This window comes from Fontibacillus panacisegetis (genome assembly GCF_900102215.1).
Classification (GTDB): domain Bacteria; phylum Bacillota; class Bacilli; order Paenibacillales; family Paenibacillaceae; genus Fontibacillus; species Fontibacillus panacisegetis.
On record NZ_FNBG01000015.1, the window covers coordinates 1 to 26,814 of the forward strand.

22 protein-coding genes and 3 pseudogenes are annotated in these 26,814 nt (G+C 43.8%); 16 read left to right on the top strand and 9 right to left on the bottom strand.

Going from position 1 to position 26,814, the window contains the following annotated elements:
• Together BLS49_RS13415 and BLS49_RS13420 are read left to right on the top strand one after the other, a co-directional pair.
• Positions 1–539, top strand: a 539-nt coding sequence (locus BLS49_RS13415; RefSeq protein WP_139173136.1) for a transposase, incomplete at its 5' end; no start/stop codon positions are given.
• A 189-nt stretch (positions 540–728) separates the two neighbouring features.
• Positions 729–2,252: pseudogene (locus BLS49_RS13420) on the top strand (IS1182 family transposase).
• A gap of 115 nt (positions 2,253–2,367) precedes the next feature.
• Here BLS49_RS13420 and BLS49_RS13425 read toward each other — a convergent pair.
• The 3 genes from BLS49_RS13425 to BLS49_RS13435 form a co-directional block, all read right to left on the bottom strand.
• A complete protein-coding gene (locus BLS49_RS13425) occupies positions 2,368–2,604 on the bottom strand; it encodes a hypothetical protein (RefSeq protein WP_091231175.1) in 237 nt (78 codons plus the stop codon).
• 17 nt (positions 2,605–2,621) lie between these two features.
• On the bottom strand, positions 2,622–3,506 hold the full coding sequence (locus tag BLS49_RS13430) for a M56 family metallopeptidase (protein ID WP_175471409.1): 885 nt from the start codon (positions 3,504–3,506) through the stop codon (positions 2,622–2,624).
• A 192-nt stretch (positions 3,507–3,698) separates the two neighbouring features.
• Positions 3,699–4,076, bottom strand: coding sequence for a BlaI/MecI/CopY family transcriptional regulator (locus BLS49_RS13435; RefSeq protein ID WP_091231181.1), 378 nt, complete (start codon positions 4,074–4,076; stop codon positions 3,699–3,701).
• 863 nt (positions 4,077–4,939) lie between these two features.
• Between BLS49_RS13435 and BLS49_RS13440 the strand changes: the two genes are divergently transcribed.
• Entirely contained in the window at positions 4,940–5,173 is a 234-nt protein-coding gene (locus BLS49_RS13440; RefSeq protein WP_091231185.1) for a hypothetical protein, read from the top strand.
• A 284-nt stretch (positions 5,174–5,457) separates the two neighbouring features.
• Here BLS49_RS13440 and BLS49_RS13445 read toward each other — a convergent pair whose 3' ends face one another.
• From BLS49_RS13445 to BLS49_RS13455, 3 genes are all read right to left on the bottom strand, one after another.
• Positions 5,458–6,237: a MurR/RpiR family transcriptional regulator gene (locus BLS49_RS13445; RefSeq protein ID WP_091231189.1), complete on the bottom strand. Its 780-nt coding sequence runs from the start codon at positions 6,235–6,237 to the stop codon at positions 5,458–5,460.
• Between the two features lie 371 nt (positions 6,238–6,608).
• The gene (locus BLS49_RS13450) at positions 6,609–7,361 is read right to left on the bottom strand and encodes a glucosamine-6-phosphate deaminase (protein WP_091231192.1); all 753 of its coding nucleotides are present in this window, start codon (positions 7,359–7,361) and stop codon (positions 6,609–6,611) included.
• A gap of 102 nt (positions 7,362–7,463) precedes the next feature.
• Positions 7,464–9,053, bottom strand: coding sequence for a PTS transporter subunit EIIC (locus BLS49_RS13455; protein ID WP_091231195.1), 1,590 nt, complete (start codon positions 9,051–9,053; stop codon positions 7,464–7,466).
• Positions 9,054–9,518: 465 nt separating this feature from the next.
• On the opposite strand from BLS49_RS13455, the gene BLS49_RS13460 reads away from it, so the two are divergent.
• Positions 9,519–10,775, top strand: a complete 1,257-nt coding sequence (locus BLS49_RS13460) for a Zn-dependent hydrolase (RefSeq protein ID WP_091231199.1) — start codon at positions 9,519–9,521, stop codon at positions 10,773–10,775.
• A gap of 359 nt (positions 10,776–11,134) precedes the next feature.
• Here the strand turns inward: BLS49_RS13460 and BLS49_RS25030 are convergent, their stop codons facing one another.
• Both BLS49_RS25030 and BLS49_RS25780 read right to left on the bottom strand, forming a co-directional pair.
• Positions 11,135–11,509: a hypothetical protein gene (locus BLS49_RS25030; RefSeq protein ID WP_091231202.1), complete on the bottom strand. Its 375-nt coding sequence runs from the start codon at positions 11,507–11,509 to the stop codon at positions 11,135–11,137.
• A gap of 30 nt (positions 11,510–11,539) precedes the next feature.
• Positions 11,540–11,932 (bottom strand): HAMP domain-containing protein, encoded by a 393-nt coding sequence (locus BLS49_RS25780; protein ID WP_425432149.1) that lies wholly within the window; start codon positions 11,930–11,932, stop codon positions 11,540–11,542.
• A 328-nt stretch (positions 11,933–12,260) separates the two neighbouring features.
• Here BLS49_RS25780 and BLS49_RS13475 point away from each other — a divergent pair, with 328 nt between their 5' ends.
• The 12 genes and pseudogenes from BLS49_RS13475 (at position 12,261) to BLS49_RS13530 (ending at position 26,236) form a co-directional block, all read left to right on the top strand.
• Positions 12,261–13,079, top strand: a complete 819-nt coding sequence (locus BLS49_RS13475) for an oxidoreductase (RefSeq protein WP_091231208.1) — start codon at positions 12,261–12,263, stop codon at positions 13,077–13,079.
• A 36-nt stretch (positions 13,080–13,115) separates the two neighbouring features.
• Positions 13,116–13,511: a hypothetical protein gene (locus tag BLS49_RS13480; protein ID WP_091231211.1), complete on the top strand. Its 396-nt coding sequence runs from the start codon at positions 13,116–13,118 to the stop codon at positions 13,509–13,511.
• Between the two features lie 75 nt (positions 13,512–13,586).
• The gene (locus tag BLS49_RS13485) at positions 13,587–14,264 is read left to right on the top strand and encodes a TetR/AcrR family transcriptional regulator (protein ID WP_091231213.1); all 678 of its coding nucleotides are present in this window, start codon (positions 13,587–13,589) and stop codon (positions 14,262–14,264) included.
• Positions 14,265–15,150: 886 nt separating this feature from the next.
• Complete coding sequence (locus tag BLS49_RS13490; RefSeq protein ID WP_091231215.1) at positions 15,151–16,092, top strand: ATP-binding cassette domain-containing protein; 942 nt, start codon at positions 15,151–15,153, stop codon at positions 16,090–16,092.
• Positions 16,070–16,762: an ABC-2 family transporter permease gene (locus BLS49_RS13495; RefSeq protein WP_091231218.1), complete on the top strand. Its 693-nt coding sequence runs from the start codon at positions 16,070–16,072 to the stop codon at positions 16,760–16,762. Before BLS49_RS13490 ends, BLS49_RS13495 begins: the two co-directional genes overlap by 23 nt.
• Positions 16,763–17,116: 354 nt before the next feature.
• Positions 17,117–17,399, top strand: a pseudogene (locus tag BLS49_RS25785) (substrate-binding domain-containing protein); the annotation flags it as partial.
• Between the two features lie 289 nt (positions 17,400–17,688).
• Entirely contained in the window at positions 17,689–19,425 is a 1,737-nt protein-coding gene (locus BLS49_RS13505; RefSeq protein WP_091231221.1) for a sensor histidine kinase, read from the top strand.
• Complete coding sequence (locus BLS49_RS13510) at positions 19,422–21,062, top strand: response regulator (RefSeq protein ID WP_091231223.1); 1,641 nt, start codon at positions 19,422–19,424, stop codon at positions 21,060–21,062. Before BLS49_RS13505 ends, BLS49_RS13510 begins: the two co-directional genes overlap by 4 nt.
• A gap of 200 nt (positions 21,063–21,262) precedes the next feature.
• A complete protein-coding gene (locus BLS49_RS13515; RefSeq protein ID WP_091231227.1) occupies positions 21,263–22,120 on the top strand; it encodes an ABC transporter permease in 858 nt (285 codons plus the stop codon).
• Entirely contained in the window at positions 22,096–23,034 is a 939-nt protein-coding gene (locus BLS49_RS13520) for a carbohydrate ABC transporter permease (RefSeq protein WP_245742386.1), read from the top strand. The genes BLS49_RS13515 and BLS49_RS13520 overlap by 25 nt, the downstream gene beginning before the upstream one ends.
• Positions 23,035–23,086: 52 nt before the next feature.
• Entirely contained in the window at positions 23,087–24,799 is a 1,713-nt protein-coding gene (locus BLS49_RS13525; RefSeq protein ID WP_091231231.1) for an extracellular solute-binding protein, read from the top strand.
• A 15-nt stretch (positions 24,800–24,814) separates the two neighbouring features.
• A complete protein-coding gene (locus tag BLS49_RS13530) occupies positions 24,815–26,236 on the top strand; it encodes a glycoside hydrolase family protein (protein ID WP_091231235.1) in 1,422 nt (473 codons plus the stop codon).
• 133 nt (positions 26,237–26,369) lie between these two features.
• Here the strand turns inward: BLS49_RS13530 and BLS49_RS25325 are convergent.
• Positions 26,370–26,735: pseudogene (locus BLS49_RS25325) on the bottom strand (ABC transporter ATP-binding protein); the annotation flags it as partial.
• Between the last annotated feature and the right edge of the window lie 79 nt (positions 26,736–26,814).

The window sequence follows — 26,814 nt, forward strand, 5'->3', positions numbered from 1 at the left end:
AGAAGCAATTGGAGAAGGTGGAGTTCGAGATTAATCAGTTACTCGAACCGCACTTACCATCCGTTGAACTTTTGATTACCATTCCCGGCATTCAGAAAGATGCGGCGGCGGTCATCTTGGCTGAACTCGGAAATGATATGTCCTATTTTGGAGGTGATCCGCAAATAGCGGCCTGGGCCGGATTAAGCCCTGGCAATAATGAGAGTGCTGGAAAGAAGAAAAGTTCGCGAATTGCCAAGGGAAATAAAAGCTTAAAGGCTGTTCTTTGCCAAGCAGCCTGGGCAGCAAGTAAATCCAAGGGCACGCGACTTGCGTCTTTCTTTTACCGAATACAGAAACGACTAGGACAGAGGAAGGCAATTATAGCGACGGCTCATCTCATGCTTCGAATGATCTACCGTATGCTCAAGGATAAAATACCTTACCGTGAAGTAGGTTGGGACTATCTAAAATCTTCAACACCATCTGTAGAATATTGGGTAAAAAAAATCGAGGCCCAGGGATTCATTGTTAAAGTAGAATCCACCGAAGCCTCTTAAAAAAATGACATTCTTTTCTTAAAGGAGGAGTGTCTTTTTGCGCTTTTTCAAGGTGTCCATTTTCGTATAAAAAGGTCATAAAGTGACCTAAGAGACAGCCCTGTTTTTTTGCTCTGGATAAACAAAAAGAAACCATTCCTTGGTAAAATGGAAGTGCGACCCACCATTCACAAAAGGAGAGGTTCCTTTATGTACATTCAATATACCATGGACCAGCTTTATCTGCCAATGGATTTGGAGGACGACATTCCTCCGCATCACCTCGTTCGTGTCGTCAACGATGCGGTCAATCGTTTGGACGACAAGATTTTCGCCGCTGCCTATCCAGGTGGGGGACGTGACAGCTATCACCCCAAGATGCTCACCAAAGTCATCATTTACGCCTACACACAGCGGATCTACTCCTCTCGCCAGATCGCCAAAGCGGTTCGGGAAAACGTCATGTTTATGTGGATTGCCGGTAGACAACGCCCAGACTTCCGTACCCTGAATCGCTTTCGTTCCGAGCGGATTAAAGACGTGCTGGAGACCATCTTCACAGGTGTGCTTCAATTTCTTGCTAAAGCTCGAGCATTACTTCGTCGATGGCACTAAAATTGAAGCGAACGCCAATCGGTACACGTTCGTCTGGGGCAAGGCAGTCGTGAAGCAGAAAGCTAAGTTGCAGGAAAAAGTGCAAACGTTGTTTGCCACGATCGAAGCGGCGGAGAAGCAAGAAGATCAGGAGCAGGCTGGACAAGACCTTGCTGAGCTTGGCAAAGCGTCCACACTAACCAGCGAGAAGCTGGAATCGGCCGTGCAGCAATTGGAAGCAAATCTGCAATCTCGGCCGAAAGACAAGCCACTAAAAAAGGCGGCACGTGTGCTTCATAAAGACTTGCTGCCGCGTTTGCGGAAATACGAAACCCAGCAAGAGATTCTCGGGGATCGAAACAGCTTCAGCAAGACCGATCATGACGCCACATTCATGCGAATGAAAGAAGATCACATGCGTAATGGCCAGCTGAAGCCAGGCTACAATGTGCAGATCGGAACAGAGAACCAGTTCATTATCGGCTACAGTTTGCATCAACGTCCGACGGATACGCGCTGCCTAAAGCCGCATTTGGAGAAGGTTAAAGCCGCTCTTGGAAAACTACCGAAAACCATGATCGCTGACGCGGGGTACGGCTCCGAAGAAAATTACGCTTATTTGGAAAATGAAGAACTGGAAGCCATCGTGAAGTACAGCACGTATCATAAGGAAAAATCGAAGAAATGGCAGCAAGATATCAGTAAATTGGACAATTGGCAGTACGATGAGGTCGAAGATATATGGACATGTTCGGCTGGACGTAAGCTGGTATTTCGCTATGAAAGTAAGGAAATGACTGAAAGCGGATATGAAATAAGGAAGCGGCATTATCGAAGCGAAGGCTGCGAAGATGGTCCGTTGAAAGAAGCTTGTACGAAAGCCAAAGGAAACCGTGAAATCAGCGTGAGTCTGAAATATTTGCGTTACAAGCAACAAGCACGAGAGAAACTCAGGAGTGAGGAAGGATACGCGTTGTCGGTTCGAAGGATGATTGAACCGGAAAGCGTGTTGGATTCCGGCGTTTTCTGCTTCGAGGCCTGCCGGAAGTCAGCCTTGAGGTCGGATGGCTTTCGCTCGCCCACAATTTGCTCAAGAAGGCGGCAATAGACCGGAAGTCCAAAATAGCGGTGCAGGGATAGTCTCCCTTGCACCGCTATTTCTAGTTTTGCCACGTTTTTTAATCAGGCGAACCGTCTTTAAAGTGAGCCAACTACTTTTGGGAAAGCCCCTATTCTTTTGAAAAGAGAACAAGGATCAAGGAGTATGTTGTTGTTGTTTTTCGGGTGTTGGATCGTTTATGTTTTTGACTATAACATTTTTGCTTTGCTCTACCACTGAATTTTGTGTCGAAGTATTCAATTGTAATCCAGTATAGACTATGGCAATAACTAGAGCGCCCAAAGAAGTGTACATGATAATTTTTCGAGTTCTTGCGTTCCCATTATTCCATAGAAGAATACCAATAACAGCAATCAAGATTAAAAGCAACATTGTTTAATTTCTCTCCTTTACGGTTGAAATTGTTTTTTTTCGTGTTGATGTTGACTCAATTCTCGTTCAATGACACCTTCACTTTTAATTGAAGTCCGAGTCGTAATTTTTGCCAGTTTCGTATCTGCTTCCACAACAGGAATGTGCTTGGAAGCCCAAACAGCAGATGCTACGCTAATTGTTCCTACAGCCATAATAGCCAATGTTGTAATAATTATAATTCTCTTTTTAATTTTACTTACGCCTAACATTAAGTTCAGCCTTTTTTGTAATTTTTTTCCATCATCTGATAAAGAAGCACTGAATCGAACAGGAACTTTAGAGGAACTCATCATGACGCTCATAATCGTTTCGCCGTATCGCTTTCGTTCGCTATGAGTCATTTTCGTAACGACTTCTTCATCGCAGGCTAGCTCGCTCCAAATATGAATATCTTTACGGAGCATGTGAACTAAGGGGTTAAACCAATGCAAGCTCCCTACCAACAGAACAAGGGCTTTTAACCACAAATCTTTGCGTTTTAAGTGAATCAATTCATGGTGAATTATCATCGATAGGTTAGCATTTGAAGGGATTTTTGTAGGAAAGAATATTGTAGGCCTACGTAGGCCTACTAGAACAGGACTATGGACAACTGTACTATAAGCCATTTGTACATTAGAGCGGATGCCTAGCGTTTTTCTCAACATGTGTAACTGATGAATGATCCTGTCGTTACTCGAAATAGGAGTAAGGCTCCGATATACTTTCTTAACAAAGCGTCGGTAAACATAAATTTGCCATACGGCAAACCCAATTGCACCTATTCCCCATATTCCTAAAAGGTACATCCCCACTTCATATGGAAATGTCCACAGGGAAGCCGTATTTGGAATAACGGCAGTTCGTTCAATCTGTAACATGGATCTAATCAGCTTCCAGAGCAGGATAATGGGGACGAGGTATAAACCAATAGCCAGTTTCCCAAGCATATAACGAAATTTGGAAGGCAACCGGAAACGACAAAAGTTTAGTAATAGGGTGCTGAACATAACAATACTTCCTGAGACGGTCAATGAGACAAGAAGTTCTAAAATTACGTGCATAATTTGCACCTACTTTCTCGAAAACCATTGCTTTAGTTCAGTAATATCACTGTCTGAAAGCCTTTCTCCGTCATATAGAGCGGAAATCATGTTTTTGACTGAACCTTCGTATAGACCATTTATAATGGTTTGAGTTTCTTGAAGCCTGTAGTCTTTTTGTGAAATACAAGGGGTATAGGAATTGGTTCGACCTTGCCGGTTTGTAATGCGTAAAGCCCCTTTTTCCACCAGTCGTGACAGAAATGTTGAAATGGTTTGAGACTTCCAATGTTTTCCTCGTTCCCCGAAAATACGTAGCAGTTCGGATGAGGTTACAGGATGCTGGCATTCCCAAATTGTTTCCATCAGCTCCAATTCTGTGTCAGAAAATTTAAGTAAATGGCTCAATGTGTACACCTCTTTATATAGCTGTATGTGTCCCAAACGCTTTTATTACTACTTATTGTAGTATTTATAATTTACTACGCCATATAGTGAATGTCAAATGATTTTTTTTGGAAATGAGCAATTTATCCAGGTGCTTGTTAGCAATAGCCTTCAGATCATTAGTGAAGAACGATTTGTTCCTAAAGAGACTAATATGCCACCTGAAGAGATTGTATAATTTTTATTGTCGAAATGAGAATTGCTATATGAAAAATAAGATAATATCCAAACTAATCCAAAGTCGGAAACGGAGGAAATGAAGTGAAGAAGATGGTATTTGTATTTTCAGCTTTGTTGATTGTAACCAGTATGTTCGGAATTGCTTTTGCAGCGGACAGTGTGGATCGTAATTCCGGATAAGCTGGGAATGAAGCGACCTACCAGGAGATTCGGGAAAACTCAGTGCCGAGTAGGGGGTTAAAATTACCGCTGCTACCGATGAAAAGCTGAAGCAGCTTGGGGTGGATAATACGGCCGCTCAGCAACGCATCCAAGTCGTAAGTGCAGCAGACTTTGAAGCAGAGCTCTGAGCGACCATTGAGCAAGATCAAATTCTTACTGCTGAAGCAGAAGAAAAGTCTAAAGCAGATGGCATAACCGAGGATGGATTTAGACCTGTAGTACAGGTGCAAGCACTATTAGCACTCGATACTGTGACAGCTACAGGAATAATTTTAGAGTATGAATAGCGCTATCGCCTTTTCCAATTCATCCAGTATTTTCACGTAAAATTTTCTTTAGGTCGATGGGAGATACGGAATATTCACACAAAGGACAGAACGCAATGAATTCTAGGACATTACGAAAGACAAAAGAGTAGCTGCATGAACAGAGTGGACAAAATCAGATTTATGATCCTTTACGTAGAAGCGTCTGAATCAGACGGGGATATGGAGTTGAATCAGGAGGGTAATATGATCGTGCTCTACAATAGGTATGGCAAGGAAGTGGGCATGTTTTGTGGACATGAATTTGTCAGGGTACGGACGCTTGGCAAATTTGATGACGAAGATCGCGATAATTTTTATTCCTTGCTAGAAAGTGATGGTGTAGGATAATCTGCACGACAGGCTGGCGATTCGGTAAGTCGGCTTTGTCGATGGATTAACCTTGCAGCGTGACCGGCCTTGTTTGGTTTGCTACACCCAATAGCCAAGCTACATCAGAATGGCGGGGTCACTCGCGAAGTTATCGTTTCCATAGTTGAAAAAGAACAGAGGATGGCTTATGCGGTAGCTAAGGCATCATCATGCATCCTTTCAAGTCTTCCCGTTTGACGATAACTCGGTCCTCAATAGTTGAGTATGGGCCGGTTTTACCTAAATTGCGTCATCTAATTATATCAGTGCCTTTGGTTTTCGTTAACATAATTTGTAAACCCTTCATACAGTAAACTCAGCACTAAATTTAATGTACAGAATGAAGAGTTGTTTAATTGGCTGATTTTATTCAAATTGGTAACCTGATAATAGAGATTATAGTTAGCTAAATAAGCTAGATCATTCCGTGAAAAAACGGTAACTGAAATGGTTGGTACTTTCTTTACTACAATACTCTTTATCAAAGAATCAATTGATTCGATCTTTCCAGATAGGGAGGCAACGATTAATAAATCATTTGGGGTTATTAGTTGAGAGATTAATTCGAGCTCCGTTTTACTCGGTATGATGTTTAAATAAATACTATTATTCAATAAACATCTGGAAAATTCTTTAAGCATCAAGTTTTGCCCATAACCGGTCCCATAAGCAAAAATATTTTTGGACTCTAAAAATAACTTATAAATGTTTTCTAAACTTTTATCTTCATCAAAAAGTTTTATCGTTTCCTGCACATCTTTTAATAAAACAGAACTATTAAAATATTGATTGTTAGGTACTTTTATTTCTTTAAGTCTGTCAGCCTCTTCTTTTAAAAAATAACGAAATTCACTATAGCCACTAAAGCCTAGTTTCTTTGTTGTTCTAATGATCGTAGAAGGCGAGACATTACAATACTTTGCAATTTCGGTGACTGTTTTGTCCTTGCTCAACTCTATATTTTGACTAATGTAACCGATGATATGCAAATCATTATCGTTTAATTGATCATAATATTTATTAATTAATCCTTCCAAATTCATTATCAAGATTACCTCCCAAAATGCTCCTAACACCTTGTAATTTAATAGGTATTTTCATTACTATAACATGCCGATCATGATTCAACATCAATATCATGATGCACCTTAATCCATTTAAATATACTTTTAGCAGTGAAAATACATGTATTTTGTATAGTTATGCTCAAAAAAGCCATTAAGAGCAGCCGTACTTAGGCGGTTCAATGGCTGTTTTTTCCCTGTGTAAATTGGAAGAAATATCATAACCGAACTTGTCCTTTTACGCAGCACCTCCCCATATCCTCCCCTGCATTTAACACTCCGGCATTTCAAAAAAATAGTAGCATAAACCAACATACTGGTCTGTGCTACTATTTGGGGTAATTGCAGTACTATAGGAACGAATTATAACTTTTGTGGTCTTTTTCTAATAAGGAGGCAGCGTCTTCATCGATGATGACAATCGCATTATCACAATTTCTTAATGCAGTAGCAGGACAATCTGGTGTGATTTCCCCTTCTAGTAGAGCTTTCACTGCCTCGGCTTTATGTTTTCCGGATGCGATCAGTAATACCTTTTCTGCTTTTAAAATTTCAGCAAATCCAAGTGTAAGCATTTCGGTTGGCGCTTCTTCTCTTGTGATTCCATACTCCTTCATTGTGCTTTGAATCGTAGATTCGTCATGCTGCGCTAAGAACATGGTGGAATCAAAAGGAGTCCCAGGTTCATTCGCACCGATATGACCATTCGTACCTAAACCTAATAATTGAATATCTCTAGGAAATTGGTTAAGGATTTCTTTATATCGGGCAATTTCTTTATCGGTGTCTTGAGCTTCCCCATCAATTAAGAAAATATTTTTGGGTTCCCCATTGACTAAGTTGTACAGATTTTTATACATAAATGTTCTTACTGTATAAACGGAATCTTGGGGACCCACATATTCATCCAGGTTCATAATTGTCGTATTGCTAATGTCTAAACCATTTTGAATATCTTCAACAAATAACTTAAATATTCCTTTAGGTGTACCACCCGTAGTCATAGAGATAACAGGTTCTCCTTTTGTTTCAATCACTTTTTTAATGATGTTATATCCTTTTACTGACATATCATCATAGTTTCTCACAAAAATAGTTTTCATTTGTTAGATCATTAAAGCAAAATCGCTTTAATGATCTTCCCTCCCCCTGGATGTTAGTATATTACTGGTTTCATCATGAAGAGTAATCATATTATCGAAGCTTTATTTTTCAACTTCCCTTTTTAAGGAATGCGCAGCTTGTTCTACTTTTTTGGGGCCATATACGACTTGAATATTACTCTTGTCAATTTTAACCATTCCCATGGAGCCTGTTGTTTTTAGTAATGATTCATCTACCAATGAGGTATCATTCAGGACTAACCGTAATCTTGAAATACAATTATCAATCTCTACCACATTTTCTTTTCCACCTAAAGCCTTAAGAATTGTAGTTCCTAAATCATCTTCATCTGAACCTGCAGTAACTTGTTCTTCAATTAATTCAGAGTCTGTATTTCTACCAGGTGTTTTTACGTTAAATTTCAGAATCACAAATTTAAAGACAAAGTAGTAAATTACTGCATAAGCAAGACCCACTAGAACAACCAAGTACCATCTGGTGTAAGTACCTTGTAAAATCCCAAAGATAGTTAAATCAATCATCCCGCCTCCAGCATTCCCAACCGCAACATTCATTAATGTCATTAGGAGATATGACAAGCCCGACATAAATGCATGGAATAACCAAAGGATTGGGGATATAAAGATAAAGGCAAATTCGATCGGTTCAGTAATACCAGTTACAAACGAAGTTGCTGCAGCTGCAAACAGCATCCCCTTAATCTTTGGTCGGTTTTCCAAAAAAGCTGTTTTATACATGGCATAACATGCGGCAGGTAATCCGAATAACATGAACGGATGGTTGCCTTGTGTTAAAAAGCGGGTTGATTCTCTTAATGTTTGAATATCCGGGTTGGGTGATGCTAGTACTGAATTAAATATTGTTAATGCTCCAGATACTGTCTCCCCATCAACAACGGCAGTACCGCCGATTGGTGTAAAACGAATCAACTGATTCAATACGTGATGCAACCCTGTTGGAATAAGCATCCGTTCTGAAAAACCATACAAAAAAGTACCAAGTGCTCCTGCTTTACCAATCAAACTCCCCAAGCTATTAACCGCGATATTAAAATACGGCCAAACAAAGTATGCTATGATAGAAATGAATGGGATCGTCACAATAATGACAATTGGCACAAAACGATTACCACTAAAAAAACTAAATGCTGTAGGAAGTTGTTTCGTATGATACCTATTGTGAATAAAAGCGGTCCATAATCCTACAAGTATTCCTCCAAAAATACCCATACGGTACGTGAATACACCTAATATTTGTTCATAGGCATTTGCTATTTCTGATGCTTGAATTTGAGTTTTCCCGTGTTCTACCAAATAATCCACTGAAGTTGTGTCGGCTGTAATATTATTTAGATTTAATAAATAGCCAATCACGACATGGAAGATAATAAAAGCTATAACAACTGCAAAACCTGCAATTTCCTTATCCTTTTTTGCCATTCCAGTCGCCACTGAAATCGCAAATAGAATAGGAAGCAAACCAAACATCGTACCAACAATCGCCCGAACGCCGCCTACGAAATTCTGTATAGCAGCAGCGCTAGAAATAGTTTCACCGATAATTGATGGATTTTGTAAGATTGAGACAATACCTAAGAGCAACCCCGATGCTACAATGATTGATAAAGGTCCCATTAGTGTTTTTCCAAGTTTTTGGATACTAGTTCTCATATATTCCCCGCCTTTTACATTAGGAATAACTATTGAATGAATCCATTCAAAGTGACGATAAAGATATGAACCTTACAGCAATCTTAATTTCCGATATCCCCCCCCCGATATTTGTATGTTCTCCGGAAACATACTCCTGTTAATTACAAAATTCCCTCTAGAGATCGTTACTCATTATGAGAAAGCCGTTTCATCTCAACTTTCTGAAGTCATGGTATCACTTAAAAAATTAGCAAACAATATTTTCGTATCATTAAAATTCCTTATTCTAATTTTGAATATTCATTCACATCACGAAAAAATATTCTGAGAAATTATTTGCTGTACTTTTTTTCAAATATGAAATTTTATTCAAAATAAGAATAAAAAATCTTTATCTATAACAATTATTGTCCCCAAATTTATCTAGTGCTACGATGGGTCCTGACAAGAATTCTAATTGTATACTTGAAAGGGACGATAAGCATGAAGGTTAATCTAGACAGAGTAATTAAAGACATTGAAACATTGGCTACCTTTACTGCAACACCAGGTAATGGAGTTACCCGGTCATCATATTCTTATGAAGATAAACTAGCAAAAGAATATTTGAAAAGTGAGATGGTAAAAGCCGGGTTAAACGTATGGGAGGATGGATTCTCCACATTATTTGGACGTAGAGAAGGGACTCACCCTGAAGCACCCGTTGTTTTGATTGGCTCTCATTATGATTCTGTGGTAAATGGCGGGGCTTTTGATGGAGTAGCGGGGACTGTAGCGGCATTAGAAATCCTCAGGGTTTTCCATGAAAATAATATTGAAAATGAATATCCGATAGAAATTATCGCGATGAATGCTGAAGAAGGAGAAACATTTGGGCCAAGTACAGGAGTTTCAAATTCCCGGGCACTTGTCGGGACATTAACAAATAAAGAGCTAGATACCGTCAAAAATCGACAAGGTCTAACCAAAAGAGAAGCGATGAGAGAGTATGGTCTGATTCCGGATTTAGAAAGTGCAAAAAGAAAAAAAGGGACGATTAAAAATTTTATCGAACTCCATATAGAACAAGGACCTGTTCTTGATAATGAGAAAATAGATGTAGGTTTAGTCGAATACCTTCCTGGAATAGGACGTTACAAAGTGAAATTCCATGGAAAAGTAGCAGACTCTACTGCACCGATGGAAACGAGGAAAGATGCATTGCTTGCTGCATCAAATTTTGCCATCGCTGTTAATCAAATTATTAAGTCACTAGGACCCGGGGTTACAGGAGCAGTTGGAGAAATGGAGATTTCACCTAACTCTCACCAATTTGTGCCGGATTACGTTCAAGCGAAAGTAGAAATCAGAACATTTGATGAAAAAGTCCTTCAAAACATTAATCTATACGATCGTTTATTGGCCGAATTAAAGGCGATCCAGGAAGAGACGAACGTTGAGGCAGAATTGATTGAAATGGCGCGCATCGGCTATCCTAATCCAACTCCGCCTAGCATCATGTTAAAAGAAAATGTAGAAATTATGGAGAATATTTGTAAAAATTTAGGATATAAATATACAATCATAAATAATGGGACAGGCCATGATGCAATGATTATGCCAGATCTGGCTCCCACTAATTTAATATACGTACCAAGTAAAGGCGGTATATCCCATCATCCCGATGAATGGACAGATTATGAGGATCTAAAAAAAGGGATCGATGTAATGCTGCATTTAGTATTGGAAATATGTAAATAATGGCATGTTGATTTACGAGTGACATCCATTGTCGCAAAATACAATATTTGTAGTAGAGTTCGGCTTTGTGAAATTGCCGTAGGTAACTCTCGATCATATTCGTTGTATAGATAAGCTTACGGCGGATTAACTCCATAGTTATAAAAGAATTCCGAGACGCCGACCATAGATGATTTTTTATTAGGACAGCTGCACAACCGCAGTTGTCCTGCAATATGGCTTATTTTTTGTTGGTGCAACAACATCTTTTTCTCTGTGATACCACCAGAAGTAATTCGTGCTGCAAGTCCTGTTGCCTGGCTTGCTCAGAAGCCAGCACGGAGACCGTGTCAATTGTAGACCGAATGAAAGAATAGTAACTAAAACCCTGCTGTAACTGACAAAATGACGTTCATGATGGTTTGTATGACCAGCATGATAAATAAGGCTTGTTTGGATAGTTGGTTATCTGCTTTATCAAAAAGATCGCTGGCTGTATATTTGCTCATTAGCCATATGCCTGGCATGCAAAGTGCGACTAAGATCAACGCTAAAATGAAAAGATACAAAACATTGCTCCCCATCAAGTAATTTCTACTATAAAAGTTTATTTCATACTTAATCCACAAAGCACTTTGAATGGCTTGTCTGTAAATGCGTTTCGCACGACGATATGTCCGCCCGGGTCGCATGCCTTGATCGCATTGTCGATCAAATTGACGAACAGACTTTGCAGCAAGCAGACGTTTCCCCATATCACATCCAATTCACATACCCAAATGATATTAATTTTTTTCTCTCCATCTTTCTATGCAGTGTCTGCCTGACGACTTGAAAAAAGACGTAAGCTTTTTGTGTTTTCCACACAATATGATCATGTTTAAGATTGGTTTGCTCGAGCAATTGATGAGCCATCGTCTGCAGCCGCCGACTTTCCGACATGATGTAGCAAATGCGGACAGTCTGTCATCCTCCGTGAGGGTGGCCTTCTGCAAATATTTTGCATACCAATGTATAGCAGTCATCGGTTTACGGAGTTCATGAGCGAAATTATCGATAAACTGCTGTTTTTTTTCAGCACTTTGAATTAACTCCATCATTTGACGCTGGATTTCATCCGCCATATGGTTGAAGCTTCGCGCCATTTTGGACAACTCGTCATGTCCATATACCGGCAGTCTTGTCTGATAGGGTCATCGGCGATTTCGATCCTGAGCAGGAAACGGTTGTTGTCAATTTTGACCATGCCGATCACATCTAGACCGCGAACGACGATATCGCAAATGAGGGGCATACGTAAATCAACTGTCCATCAAAACGTTTTTTTTACAGTGAATTGAATATCTTAAAGGTTTCCGTACAGGATAAACTATGGCAGAGGAACAGCCATCTTCCTAATACCATCCCTACACAATTGAAAAAGTTATTCTGAATTATTGACAATTGACTCTAAGTCACTTATAATTGACTCATAATCAAATAAGAATAAATGTGGAGGTTTTATTCATGAGTCAAAAAGTTGTATTAATTACAGGGGCATCTTCGGGTATCGGTAAGGAGGCGGCCATTGAGCTGAAAAACAAAGGTTTTACGGTTTATGCGGCTGCACGACGCATCGACAAAATGCAGGATCTTGCGACAAAAGGCATTCGTCCCATTTCCTTGGATGTCACCAATGACGAATCCATGATTCAGGCCGTCAATGAGATTCTTAAAAAGGAAGGAAAAATTGACATCCTGGTTAATAACGCAGGCTATGGCTCATATGGAGCGGTCGAGGATATTCCTATGGAAGAGGCTCGGCGCCAGATGGAAGTGAATGTCTTCGGGCTGGCGAGACTGATACAGCTTGTGGTGCCGAGCATGCGTAAAAACAAATTCGGCAAAATTGTTAATGTCTCCTCAATGGGCGGTAAGATTTGGACCAATTTTGGCGGATGGTATCATGCAACCAAATTTGCAGTAGAAGGTCTTTCGGATTGCCTTCGACTGGAATTGGAACCGTTTGGTATTGATGTCATTGTTGTGGAGCCAGGCGGAATTAAAACGGACTGGGGAATCATTGCCGCGGAAAATCTGAAAAAGGTATCGGCAAAAGGACCGTATGCTCAGGCTGCAAACAAAGCGGCCGAGGGAATGGTCAAAAATTATACAGGTAATCAATTATCAAAACCGGAGTTGATTGCACGCACCATCGGCAAAGCGGTAACCGTAAAAAGACCAAAAACGCGTTATCTGGTCGGTTTTATGGCCAAACCGATGGTATTTATGAAAACAGTCTTTGGAGATCGTGCTTACGACAGAATCATCAAAAGGTTCGGCTAAGCAAACAATACAATCATTTTGAAAAGGGTGAATAATATGGCTAAGTTTGATCCTCTTCTGCCGAAAACAACCACTTACTGGAAAGTGGACGGCATTTTCTTTATCAAGCATACGAATTTTTTTGTAACCATGGAGGAAGCTTACGCCATTGGGGAATTGCTTAAGGAAGCTCATCGTGACAAGGAAACGGATGCCATCGTCATAGATAATCGTGAGGCAAAAGGAGCTTGGACACAGGAGGTTAATAAAGTATGGATCGAGGTAGCGATGGAAGTCAGCAATGAAATCCCGAAAAAAGTCGCTACGCTAACAAGTGATGTTGTTGCTGCCATGCAGATTAACCGGCTATCCCGAAGCAATGGAACAGATAAAATGTCCAAAGCGTTTTGCAGCGATTTCGACGAATCGGTTAGGGCCTTCTTGAAAGAATAAAGAAAGGAAGGCGGTTTTATTTTTGACTCCAGATCGATTAGGTCTTAAAATAAATCGAATGGGGTGATAAATACTATGGCAAAACGTGCAATGACTCCCGAAGCAAAGGCCTTAAAGGCAAAGGCTATTCTGGATAAAGCGGCTGAAATGTTTCTTTCATCAGAGTACGAAAAAATAAAGATGTCCGATATAGCCAAGCAGATGGGCATGTCAAACGGGATTCTGTTTGTGTACTTTAAAACAAAAGAAGCATTGTTTTTTAGCCTGCTGTGCCGGGAGTATGAGAAGCGGCTCGCACGTCTGGCGGAGATGGCAAAGGAAATACCTGTGCAGAATTTCGATGACTTCAAAAATCTCGTAATGAATGAGCTGATGGAACTCGTCGACCATAATCCCCTTTACGTCAGGCTGGAATCTATGCGCACAGCGGTTTTCGAGAAGAATGTGGACCCGGAAACCATGCTGAACCATAAAATCAATCTGTACAAATTGTTGTCAGAGCTAGTGGCCATCATTTGCGCTTCACACGCATTAACCCAAGAGGATGTGATGGAGATTCTCCAAGCAGAGGCTTCCATCATAACCGGCTGTAAATTATCAGCCACCTTGCCCGAGGAAGTTATTGATATCATCGAGAAAAATGGTCTGGATGGACTTCAACGTAATTTTAAGGAAGATGTTCGGAAAACGGTGAATTGTTATCTGGACGGATATTATAAGAATCATATCGTCACTCGTAAGGATAATAGATGACTGGAAAAAGAAGCCGGTGCTTGAGTTCGTGTTCCATTTTAGAAACACTTGTTTTAATCCAAAGAAACATAAAAATAGTGCCATCTGAGCCTAATATAACTATAAGGGTTTGATATATTTCAGGGCATATTCAGAAAAAATATCAGTGTTTGACAAAAAAAGTATGACACTGGAAGATGATTTTGAGGAATATTATTAGTCAAAACGACTAAAGGGTACTTTCTGGATAACAGATGTACAACTTGTCCCGTATCGTTAGGTTCTTCCTTTATTTTGTTAAGCACTGATTTTGTTTTTTTGGCGATTCGCTCCCCGCGCCGGGTTCCCCCACAATCATCCCCATCCCCCGAGTCTGCTTCGGGTAGCTTAGACATATGCGTGTAATACATATCAATATAATCGGTTCTTAAGCGTTTAAGGCTTAAGTCTTCTTTATTCTTAAATCCTCCGCCTGGATAAGTCGGCTTGGCACCTGCTTTGGTTGCGAGAATGACTTAGGAACGGTTGCCCCGCTCGTGCATCCAATGATCTAGTAAGGTCTCACTTTTCCCACCTACACACCCCTCATTCCATAAAGCATAATGCAATAGGACTAACTTGAATACCTGAGCTACCTAATAATGTATGATTCATGGCCCCTCCTAATAATTATTATTGCGGCTCTTTAGTAGCTACTTGGGTCTCCCAGGAGTCAGATTAGCGAATAGCTGCATATCGGCAATTGACATGCCAGTATCCCGAAGGTGTGCTCAAAGTCAATATAGTTGAAAAAGGAGTTATAAATATTACTGCTTAAGTGGGGACATTTCTATAAAATGTAAGGACAAATGGTTTGATAAAGAAAATATGATAGGAATAATTAAGGTATTAGGTAGGAGGTGAATGCATGGGACAGGATATCATTTTGAAGGTATTAAATGTAACAAAAGAGTATAAAGGACAGACGGTACTAAATGACATATCCTTAACCATTCATCGTGGCGAAATCTTTGGTTTAATAGGTGAAAATGGTGCAGGGAAAACGACGTTAATGAAGATTATTGCCGGGAGCAGCCGAGCGACAGAAGGTAAAATTGCTATTTTGGGAGAGAACCAGAATACTCAAAACAGCCGGAAGGAAATGGGGGTCATAATTGAACATCCGGCATGTTACGGTGATATGTCTGCTATTGATAATCTGGAAATTATTCGGTTAGCAAAAAAAATCCCGGATAAATCACTAGTACGAGAAACGTTAAAAATAGTAGGCTTGGACGATGTTCGTTCAAAAAAGGTGAATAAGTTTTCTTTGGGTATGCGACAACGTCTCGGTCTTGCAATGGCTCTGATAGGTTCACCACAATTTTTAATACTAGACGAACCAATAAATGGTCTTGATCCGAATGGTATCATCGATATGAGAAATTTGATCAAAAAGTTGAATCAGGACAGGGGTATAACTTTTCTAATATCCAGTCATATATTGACAGAACTACATCTGGTTGCAACCCGCTATGGCATTTTACATGAGGGCAGTTTAATTGCTCTGCATTCTGCTCAAGAAATGGAGCATCAGTGCAGACCGTCCATAAAGATCAAGCATGATGAGAATGTGGAGGATGTTGTTAGTTTTTTGCGGGACAAGGGGGTTACTCAAATATCGTTAGAGGGCAATGACATAATAATAAGAGATACCGCAAACGTTCCAAAAGAGCTCCTATCCATGCTAGTAAAAACAAATTATCGAATTACAGAGTATTTTTATCAACAGGAGACACTCGAAGACTATTTTGTTCGTCTAACCCGGACCAGTTTGGGGGATCAGAATGTACAAAGTAGAGCTGTATAAAATTTCGCATTCGCCAAATTTATTGTATCTTATGCTCGTGGTCATACCTGTTTCACTATTTTTGGGTGTGTCTATATCAGTTCAGATGAATATTAGTGAACCGGATAACCTTCTCAATATTGCTTTTTTAAGTTCATCAGCAGTATTGATGCTTTACATTACTATATTTGCAAGCCTCTATGTAAATCGTGATTACAGTTCAAATAATTACAGAGTGCTTATAGGATGTGGATTGAGTCGGTTTAAAATAATCACGACTAAATATGTGATTTTCTGGTTAGTTAGTTCTGTAATAATCAGCATTCATGCGGCTATAACTATGGCAATACCTATTTTTCTTAATAAGGTATCTATACACATGGAGAATATCCAAACCATTACGCTTTATTATTTGATCTATACATCGATCATATCTGTTGTCTTTTTTTTATCAATTATTGGTAAAACATTAATAAAATCTATTATGATTAATTTGGCTTTTATTATATTGTCGAGTATAGCAGTTTCAGCATTAAGCTCAACGAATTTTACACCCGTTATTCCTTTGCAATCCTTACAAGTCATCTCAAGTATTCAGGGAGATAAACACATAGCAATTATCAGCAGCCTATTGTATATTTTATCTACCTATATTGCATCTTGTCTTGTCTTTTTTAAGCAAGAGTTATAGTTTTTGTCATCACGCTAACCACCGTGGAGGTTCAAGTCCTCTCGACCGCAGTGTTTTAAAGAGACTGTCCCAAAAAGTAATTTTGGAAAACCTTCAGAAACAAATTAGATGACATGTGAACAGAAACCAGGGAGCTAAGCGGCTTATTCGCGCTTAGCCCCCTGGTTTTTGGCGTCTACCGCCTTCAGCGATTCGCAGGCGTATCTGGCCAGTCGGTCGCGTCTTTGCAGGGATCGTAGAAAGCATCGGATCTAAGGTCGAATGGTTGGGCTGAGAATATGAAAGCGTTAAAAAATATTGAAACGTTTTCATTTTTGCGCTACCATGTGTACCATAAGAGAGTTAAGTGGGGGGGCCATTACCGATATGTTCGCAGCCAAATATATAGAAAGAGCGGGCAGGCGTGGAATTCGCGTTCCTGGTGATGTAAAGGTCATTGGATGCGATGGGATTCAGGAACATCCTTATTTCCATCTGATACTGTCTACGATCAGGCAACCCGTAGAGGATATGGCACATATGACGATAAGGCTGCTTTACTAAAAGATCGAAAGGCGAAACGTTGGATCATGAAGTTTATCGTCTTCCGGTGTTATTTAGACAAGGTGAAACTACTTGTTTATCTTCAATGAGCTAAGGAAAACATCAGTTGTGAAGTATGTTCATCAAGTTATTTATCGGAGGATTTTTTAATGTCAGTTGGAAACGTTTCAAAATGACATAATCTTACCGACTGCCAGTCGTTTTCAGGCGGGGTGAGACAACATGAGCTATTACTGAGAGAGAGGTTGTTTCGAGTAAAAGTGGAAACGTTTCACTCTATTGGAGAGAGCTCCCTGAAAGTGTATGAAGATGCTTCCCACCACAAAAGCATAATGGCTGAAAGTTTGGCGGGACTGAGAAGATCAAGGTAAAGGAATGGAGCTATGAGAAGCAAAGCGCATATAAACAATCTTGTTTTCGACATACTCTATAAACGTTTTCTGCTGGTAATTGCCGCAATCCTGGTGATCGCTATTGTTTTCGGCGCCGTGTTGTTCTTGCGCAGCCAGCGGTATTATTCGGAAATTATTTACAACAAACAGGTCGAACGGCTAAAGTTCGTGCATCACGATATCGAAAGTGAGATTGAAACGATCAAGCGTATCCAGTACGGCGTCATGATTGATGAGAATGTGGACAATATACGTTATCTTTATGCATCCAGCCCTTACTTCCAGCGCTATCAAATGATTCGCTCCATGATGGATCAAATGAAATCGCTGAAGAATAGCAGCCGCCTGGTGTCTAATGCGGAAATCTACTTGAAATCCATTGGCAAAGTGATCAGTGACGACGAAATAAACGATCTGAACTCGGATACCTGGGAGGACATGCAACAGGAGTTGTTTAAAAATACGTCCACGCTGCTGACTTATCATAACCGCTTGATTGTTATAGAAGCGATTACAAGAGGAGTGGATAGTCGGGATCTTGATTGTGTTCTGATTGTGGAGCTAGATCAACGGGCGATCGAAGAGCAACTGAAGAATGCCCAGTTGACTGACGAGGACATCATCGTACTGACCGGTGGGGAGCGGCAATTTATCGTCTCCAGCTCGCGTGAAGGGTATTCCATGACGGTCGATGGGACGGAGGCTGCACAGCGTATTATGCTTGCCGACAGGCAGTTCGATGTTATCCGGAGCGAATCTGGGGCACTTGAGACACAACTGCTGTGGTTTTACGTCGATAATACAAATCAGGTGGTGATCGGGACCGCCCTTACAATGTTGCTGATCTTTATCGCGATCATCGCGGCCATCGTGCTGTTCGGTTTTCTGGAATCCTACCGCCGGGTGTATCATCCGCTGAAGCTCCTGCTAGAGGATGCCTTCGAGCAGGTTCGGGCAGGAAACTTCAAGTACCGGATTACCCGGGGTGAGCAATCGCATTTTGCCAAGCTGTACGACAGCTTCAACGGAATGGTCGGCCGGATCGATTTTTTGATCGAACAAGATTTAAAACAGCAGCTTCTGATCAGCCATGCCCAGTTGAAGCATTTGCAGGCTCAAATCAATCCTCATTTTATGTACAACAGCTATTATCTTCTTTATCGCATGATCAAAATGAAAGACTACGAGAACAGCGTCGCTTTCTGTGAGCATCTCGGCAAATTTTACGAGTACATTACTCGCGATGGCGAGGACGAGAAGAGGCTTCGGGAAGAGGTGGAGCATGCGCGGAACTACGCGGCCATTCAGGGCTACCGCTTCAAACAGCGCGTTAAGATCGAAATTGCTCAGTTGCCTGATCACTGGGCGAATATTCCCGTTCCCCGACTGATTCTCCAGCCCTTGTTGGAAAACGCCTTTCAGTACGTATTTGAAAAAGTTTCTTCGGATTCGTTCAATTGCCTGAGCATCTCCTTCCGCGAACACAGAGGGGAACTGACCATCCGCGTCGAGAACAGCGGGGAGCTCGATACGGAAACGGTGCAGCATATCCGAAGTCTGGTCGAGGCGGGAAGTGAGGACGGACAGATCACGGCGTTAACGAATATTCACAGACGGTTGCAAATTTATTTCAATGCACGGGCCGGACTATCCATTTCCAAATCATGGCTCGGCGGGCTTTGCGTTGAAATTCGTATTCCGGATGAAGAAAGTGAGGGGATAACATGAACGATTCAGGCCGGAAGCTGTTGATCGTGGACGACGAGCCCACGATTGCGGACGGATTGCAGTTGCTGTTTTGTGAGCGGGAGGAAATGGGGCTGGAGGTGAAAGTCGCCTATTCGTCCAAAGAGGCGCTCGGCGTTTTTGCGGAGTTTGGCCCGGATGTGGTACTGCTCGACATCCAAATCCCGGGCGTCACCGGGCTTGAATTGGCCGGGCGCATGCGCGCACAGCACCCTGCCGTCAAAATTATTTTTCTGACCGGTTATGACTATTTCGAGTATGCCTACAAGGCTATCAAGCAAGACGCCTTCGATTATATTCTGAAAACCGAGGGGGATGACAAAGTCATCGCCGCGGTTACTATGGCCCTGGATCGGATCGCCTACGAGCAAGGTTTGCAAAGCCAATATGCGGAGGCCCAAGCACGTCTTGCCACGATGTTTCCAGTATTTCGGGATCATTTGCTGGCGGCGTTGCTTACCGAATCTTCGCCTGATGCGGACACGATGTTTAGGGCGATGGCCGAATTGGATGAATCGTTTACGCCTGCCCAGCGCGTGCTGGTTCTCCTCGGACGAAGCTGCACGGATCATTTGCTGTTGCCAGTTAAAGGGCTCGTTCAATTGACCGTGGAGCAAATCCTGCGGACACAGCTTCATCCGTCGCCCTCGCAAATTTTTAACGCAAGTTATGGGGAGGATATTCTCTGGTTTTTGGTCGGACGGGACAGCGAGCCAGGCTTGCCGGCGGTACCGGTCCCGCTTCTGGAGGATATTCAGACGATTTTAGCGGAACGGGCGGGATGCAAGCTTTCCTTTGTGCTGGCGAGAGAGCAGGTTAACTGGATGGAGATCGGCCGCGTTTACCGCTCGCTCCAAAGAACGCTGGCGATCTTTGATCTGTGCAGTCAGGAAGGAATCGCCATGGAGGGAGAACGATATTCCGGCGAGTCTTGCTTGGCGGAGGAAGAAGAGTGTGCGGATATCCTGCGTCTGCTGCCGCGAGTGGAGCTGCTTAAGACCCATCTGCAGAACGGGGATCTGAAATCGTTCCGAGGTCTTCTGGACGAGCTGTGCCGGGTTCTGTCCGAAGTTCGCGGTGGCTATCCGCTTCATGCCATGGAGCTTTATCTGGCGGCAGGAAAGGCACTGCTCGGACATTTGAACGTAACCCGATTATATTCCGCGCTGCCGGGCGATATCGATTTGGGGCTGCTGTACACGCCTACCCGATTGCAGGGCTGGCCGGAACGGGCCGGATATCTGAAGCAGCTGGGCAGGGCGCTGTGCGAGGCGGCGGATGCGGAACGTCGATTCAACGCGGAGACGACGATTTGCCGGATCAAAGACTATATCGGCCAGCATTTGGCGTCGGATTTGTCCTTAAACGCACTTGGCCGGGCGACAGGCTTCAACCCCAGCTATCTATCGCGGATATTCAAGCGGGATGCGGGGATCGGACTTCACGACTATATCACCCGGCGCAGAATGGAGTTGGCCCAGTCGTTGTTAACCTACACGAAAATGAAAATTTATGAAATCGCGCAAAAATGCGGATACGACAACACCAACTATTTCATCCGTATCTTCAAGTTGACGGTGGGAATGACGCCACAAGAATACAGAAACCGTCATGCTTAACTAGGGCAGGCACGAGAATACCCGAAAACAAGTAAAGGAATGGAGATAAAAGTCCAAAGATTAGCATGGGAAATAGAGTGGAAAAGCCGGATAATGAAATTGCGATCGCAAAGTAAACGCTTTAAAAGGGGGAGATTAGAATCGCAACATCCGGCAAATCAAAGAAAAAGTGGTTTCTCAAGGAGCTTCCGTTCCATGTCATGCTTTTGCCGGGGGTCATCCTGACGATCATTTTCCGTTATGTTCCCATCGCGGGATTGTCCATCGCATTTATGGATTATCAGCCTGTGTTCGGTTTTTTTGATCAGAGATGGGTAGGCTGGGACAATTTTGAGTACGTTTTCAATTTGCCTGGATTTTTCAATGTGCTGTGGAACACCTTGTTTATTGCCGTGATGAAAATCATCGGCAATCTGGCCGTGCCGGTTATGTTCGCCCTGCTGCTTAACGAAGTGCGCAACCGCTTGTTTAAGCAGTCGATACAGACCATGCTGTATTTGCCGCACTTTTTGTCATGGGTGGCGCTGGCCGGAGTGCTCGTCGATATTTTGTCCCCTTCGTCGGGAATCATCAACAACACGCTTGCCGCGTTAGGGATAAAGCCGATCTTTTTTCTCGGCGACCCAGAAACCTTCCCGTACACGCTCGTCCTCACCGATGTTTGGAAAGAATTCGGCTGGGGAACGATCATTTACCTGGCGTCGATCACAACGATTGACCCGACTCAATACGAGGCCGCCATTATCGACGGAGCGGGCAGATGGAAGCAGACGCTTCATGTCACTTTGCCGGCGCTGGCGCCCGTCATTTTACTATTGATGGTGCTCGGTATCGGCAACGTGCTACAAGCCGGGTTTGACCAGGTTTACAACTTGTACAGTCCGCAGGTCTACAGAACCGGCGACATCATCGATACGCTGGTTTACCGCATCGGGATCGTGGATGTGCAGTTTGGCCCCGCCACCGCTGTCGGCTTCTTCAAATCGGCCGTATCATTCGTCCTGATTGTCATCGGGTATAAGATGGCCAATAAATGGGCGGGGTACAAGGTTTTCTAGCCGATTTTATGAAAGGGAGCCTCGTTATGGAAAATTACGCATCCAGAAAAGTGTTTGTCGTGTTTAACGTGTTGCTTTTATCGTTTATAGCCTTTTTATGCCTGCTGCCGATCCTGAATTTGATTGCGGTTTCATTCAGCACCCGCTCGGTCGTGGAGGCCAATCAGGTGGGGCTATGGCCCAAAGGCTTCAACACCAGCTCGTTCCAATATATTTTTGCCAATCCGCAATTTTTTAAATCGCTGTGGAATACGGTAGAACGGACCTTCCTGGGCTGGGTTGTCGAACTGGGGTTAACAATCCTGATCGCCTATCCATTGTCCAAATCCCAAAAGGTCTTTCGTCTAAGAGGCGTCTACGTCTGGTTTTTCATGGTGACGATGGTGTTCAACGGCGGACTGATCCCCACGTATCTCGTAGTCAATGAGCTGGACCTGGTCAATTCCGTCTGGTCGCTGATTTTGCCGGAGGCAGTGGTGATGTTCAATGTACTTCTGATGTTGAATTTCTTCCGTACGATTCCCGGCGAGTTGGAGGAGGCAGCCCTGATCGATGGAGCGGGGTGGCTGGTTACAATGGTCAGGGTCTATTTGCCGCTTAGTCTGCCTTCGTTGGCAACGATCACGCTGTTCATTCTTGTTCGACACTGGAACAGTTGGTTTGATGGGCTGATTTTCATGAACTTGCCGGACCGCTATCCACTGATGACCTATTTGCAAACGATGGTGCTAAACCTGGATTTGTCTCAGCTTTCGTCAACGGCGCTCGCGAACAATCCGCAGCTTTTGGAAATTACCGGAAGGTCGCTCAGATCGGCCATGATACTGGCCTGTACGCTACCTATTTTGCTGGTCTATCCGTTTTTGCAGAGATTTTTCGTCAAGGGAATGCTTCTCGGGAGCGTCAAAGGCTAGAAAAAGTCTGTATTCGGGTCATGACAGGAATTAATAAGAGGGGGAGAGAGATTTGAAACAACGGAATACGATCGTGATGAAAGGATCTCTTATTGTACTACTTGCGCTGGCGATGACTGCCTTATCGGCTTGCGGTGGCGCGGCGAAACCGGAGCAGACCGGCAGCGGAGCCATTTCTGCTCCAGAAAACGACGGCCCGCTAGTGAAGTACGAACCGGCCATCGAACTGTCGTCGATGAAGAATCTCTACGGGGATGAGCGTTACCTTCCCGGCGATGATCTGAACAACAATGTTTGGACCCTGGCGTACGAGAAAGAACTCGGCATCAAAATTAATTATAAATGGGCGGTGGCCGGCGAAGGTTTTCAGCAAAAGGTGACCATGGCGGTTGCCTCCGATGATCTGCCTGATATTATGACGCTTCCGGCGAAAGATTACTTCACACTTGCCAAAGCTGGAAAATTGGCCGATCTCACACCATATTTCGACAAATACGCCTCGGACACCTTGAAATCGACGGTAAACGCGGACGGTGGAAAACAGATGAAAACTGCTTACGTAGACGGAAAACTCTACGGGATTCCGCAGACGGGCGGCTTCGACGCGACGGCGGATATGATCTGGATTCGCCAGGATTGGCTAGAGAAGCTGAACCTTTCCGTGCCCAAGACGCTGGATGACGTAGTGAAGATTGCCAAAGCGTTCAGGAATGAAGACCCTGACGGTAACGGCGTCAAAGATACGTTCGGCATCGGTTTTCAGAAGGATTTGGTTAGTTCGACCGCCAGCTTCGAGGGCTTTTTTGCCGCTTATCATGCCTATGGAAAAGCTTGGATACGCGGAGAGGATGGAACGATTTCGTACGGGGCTATTAAGCCGGGGATGAAGGACGCACTGGCGAAGTTGAGAGAAATGTTCGCCGATGATCTGATAGACGTAGAGTTCGGCGTCAAGGATTGGAAGAAGGCGGGCGAAGATATCGCTGCGGGCAAAGTTGGCTTATTTTACGGAAGAGAAGGATTGCCCTGGATGAGCGCCAAGGACGCCATTGTTAACAATCCGCAGGCTGAATGGATTTGCCTGCCGATCGTCTCGGCCGACGGCCAGCCGGCCAAACCGGCCACCACGGTAACTATGGAGCGCTATTTTGCCGTCCGTGCTGATGTTGCGCATCCGGAAGCGTTGCTGAAAATCATCAACCTGTTCCAGGACAAAATCAACAATCCGCAAACGACGATGGAAACTCTGAATACATTCGGCGTGGATCCGGAGAGCGGTATCAACTTCGCTGCGTACGCCTTTGGCGGCCTCGATCCGTCCGAGGACAAACCGAATAAATACTTCAAACAAATCAACGACGTGCTGCAGGATAAAGAGAAGCTGGAAAATATCCATCCGGAAGCAATCCGTTACTACAACACGATCAAGAACTATATGGACAACGGGATGGATAAAGGAGCTGATCCTCTAGGCTGGAATTATTACAAATTTTTAGGTCCCGAAAGCTCCTGGAAGGTGATCGGGTACTACCGTGACAACGATCTGCTTGAACGGTCAGCCTGGTTCGGACTGCCGACGGCAACGATGAGCCAGAAGGGCGCCACACTGGATAAACTGCAGGAGGAGACGTTCATTAAGATCATTACGGGCAGCGCTCCGGTCTCCGAATTCGACGCGTTTGTGGAAAACTGGAAGAAGCTTGGCGGAGATCAAATCACCAAAGAAGTCAATGAATGGTACAACGCCACTTTTGAAACGAAATAAGAGGGGACAGATCAGATGAAGCAGGGAAGCAGACACCGATTTTATATGCATGAGGCAGAGCGGAGGGACATGCCGGGACCGGATACTTGCGGTGATTTTATGCCGTTCTTTCATCAGGGAGTATATCACTTGTTTTACTTGCATAAATACTGCGTGTATGAAGTCACTACTGCAGATTTCGTCCATTACGGAGAGCCGCGGCTGGCGATCCCGAACGGCAGCCCGGAGGATCAGGACTGGCATATCGGCACGGGGAGCGTCGTCGAACGCGAGGGCGTGTTCCATTTCTACTATACCGGCTTTAACGAGAGCAACCGGGACAGCGCGGGCAAGCATGAACAGGTGTTAATGCGGGCCGTCAGCACCGATCTCGTCCATTGGGAGAAGGACGACTCGTTTCGCGTAACACCGGACACGGTGCATTACGGCGGCCTGCATTGGAGAGACCCCCAGGTGTTCTGGAACGACCGGGAGCTGGAATATTGGATGGCGGTGACGGCGACTGAGAAGGACGGAGATCATAACCGCGGGGGCTGCACCCATATTATGAAGTCATCCGATTTGCAAAGCTGGCGTCCTGGTATGGCGATTTACGCTCCGGGAACTTTTGCCACCCATGAATGCCACGATATTTTCCAAATGGGCGAATGGTGGTACATGATCTTCTCCAATTATACGCGCTGGTGGGAAACGCGTTACCGGATGGCCAAAAACCCGGCGGGGCCGTGGATCACGCCGGCAGTTGACGATATGTTTGACGGCCGGGCCTTTTATGCCGCGAAAACGGTCTCTAACGGCACAAACCGCTACCTTGTCGGCTGGCAGGCCATCCGCCCCGGGATGGACGACAAGAAGCCATACCAGTGGGGAGGAAGCGCCTTGGTGCACGAACTGTTACAGCGTCCGGATGGGACGCTCGGCGTAAAACCGGTACAGGCTTTGGCTGAATCTTATCGCAAAGCGCTGCCCCAAGCTCCGGCCGCTCACCGCGGGACATGGACGTTTCATCACGGTGTGCGCGGCAGTGAGCTTTACGGCTTCGGTTGGGCTGAAATCGGAAGCATGAGCGAAGCGTGTCTGGTTAAGGCGAAGCTTCGTTGGGTGCCGGGAACCCTCGCTTGCGGGCTCATGCTACATACCGATGGGGCGCGGCTGGAGAAATGGTGTCAGGTTCGACTGGAGCCCGCGCGGAACAGAGTGGTCTTCGACCGTTCCAACAAATTTGACGGGGATCAGATGTTTATCGAAGAACGATATGTTTCGCTGGCGGGTGCGTATGAGGCCGAAGTCAAGGTGTTCGTAAACGGCAATGCAATCATTATTTATGTCAACGACATAGCGCTGGCCACGCGATCCTATGATTACGAGCCGGGCGGCTGCGGACTTTTTATCGAGCATGGGGAAGCGGAGTTTTTGGAGCTTAGTATCTTGGAATAGATGATCGCCAAATAAGCGCGCGGGAGAATTTTCTCCCGCGCGCTTTCGGTAATTTCTCTTTTCACATTTTGCGTGCCCTGAAGCAGTATGGTGAACAATTATGAGTGCTTGAACAGAAGAGTGGCTCGGCGGTTTAACCGGCTGCGGCTCCGTTAGCGAATTGGCTATTGTACAAGTCAGCATAGAAGATGTCTCCCGCAAGCAGCTCTTCATGGGTCCTTTTTCAATAATCGTCCCGTTTTTCATCACAAGAATGATGTTTGCCGATTTGATGGTGGACAGTCGATGGGCGATCACAAAGCTGGTCTTTCCTTTCATGATCTGAGCCATTGCTTTTTGTACCTCCACTTCCGTTCTGGTGTCAACGCTGGAGATCATCGTATCGTAGCCATGCTCCAGTGCGGATAAAATGATCGCATTTTGCCGCTTTAGCAGCTTGTATTATCTCATCGCGGGTAGCATCCATTTTTCCATAGGCAATATTTTGGGCAATCGTGCCTACCGACAATGGCTACCATTTCATTGGGTCTTACCGTCAAGCTGACATCCTGCATTAATATGGCATCGGATTGTCACGC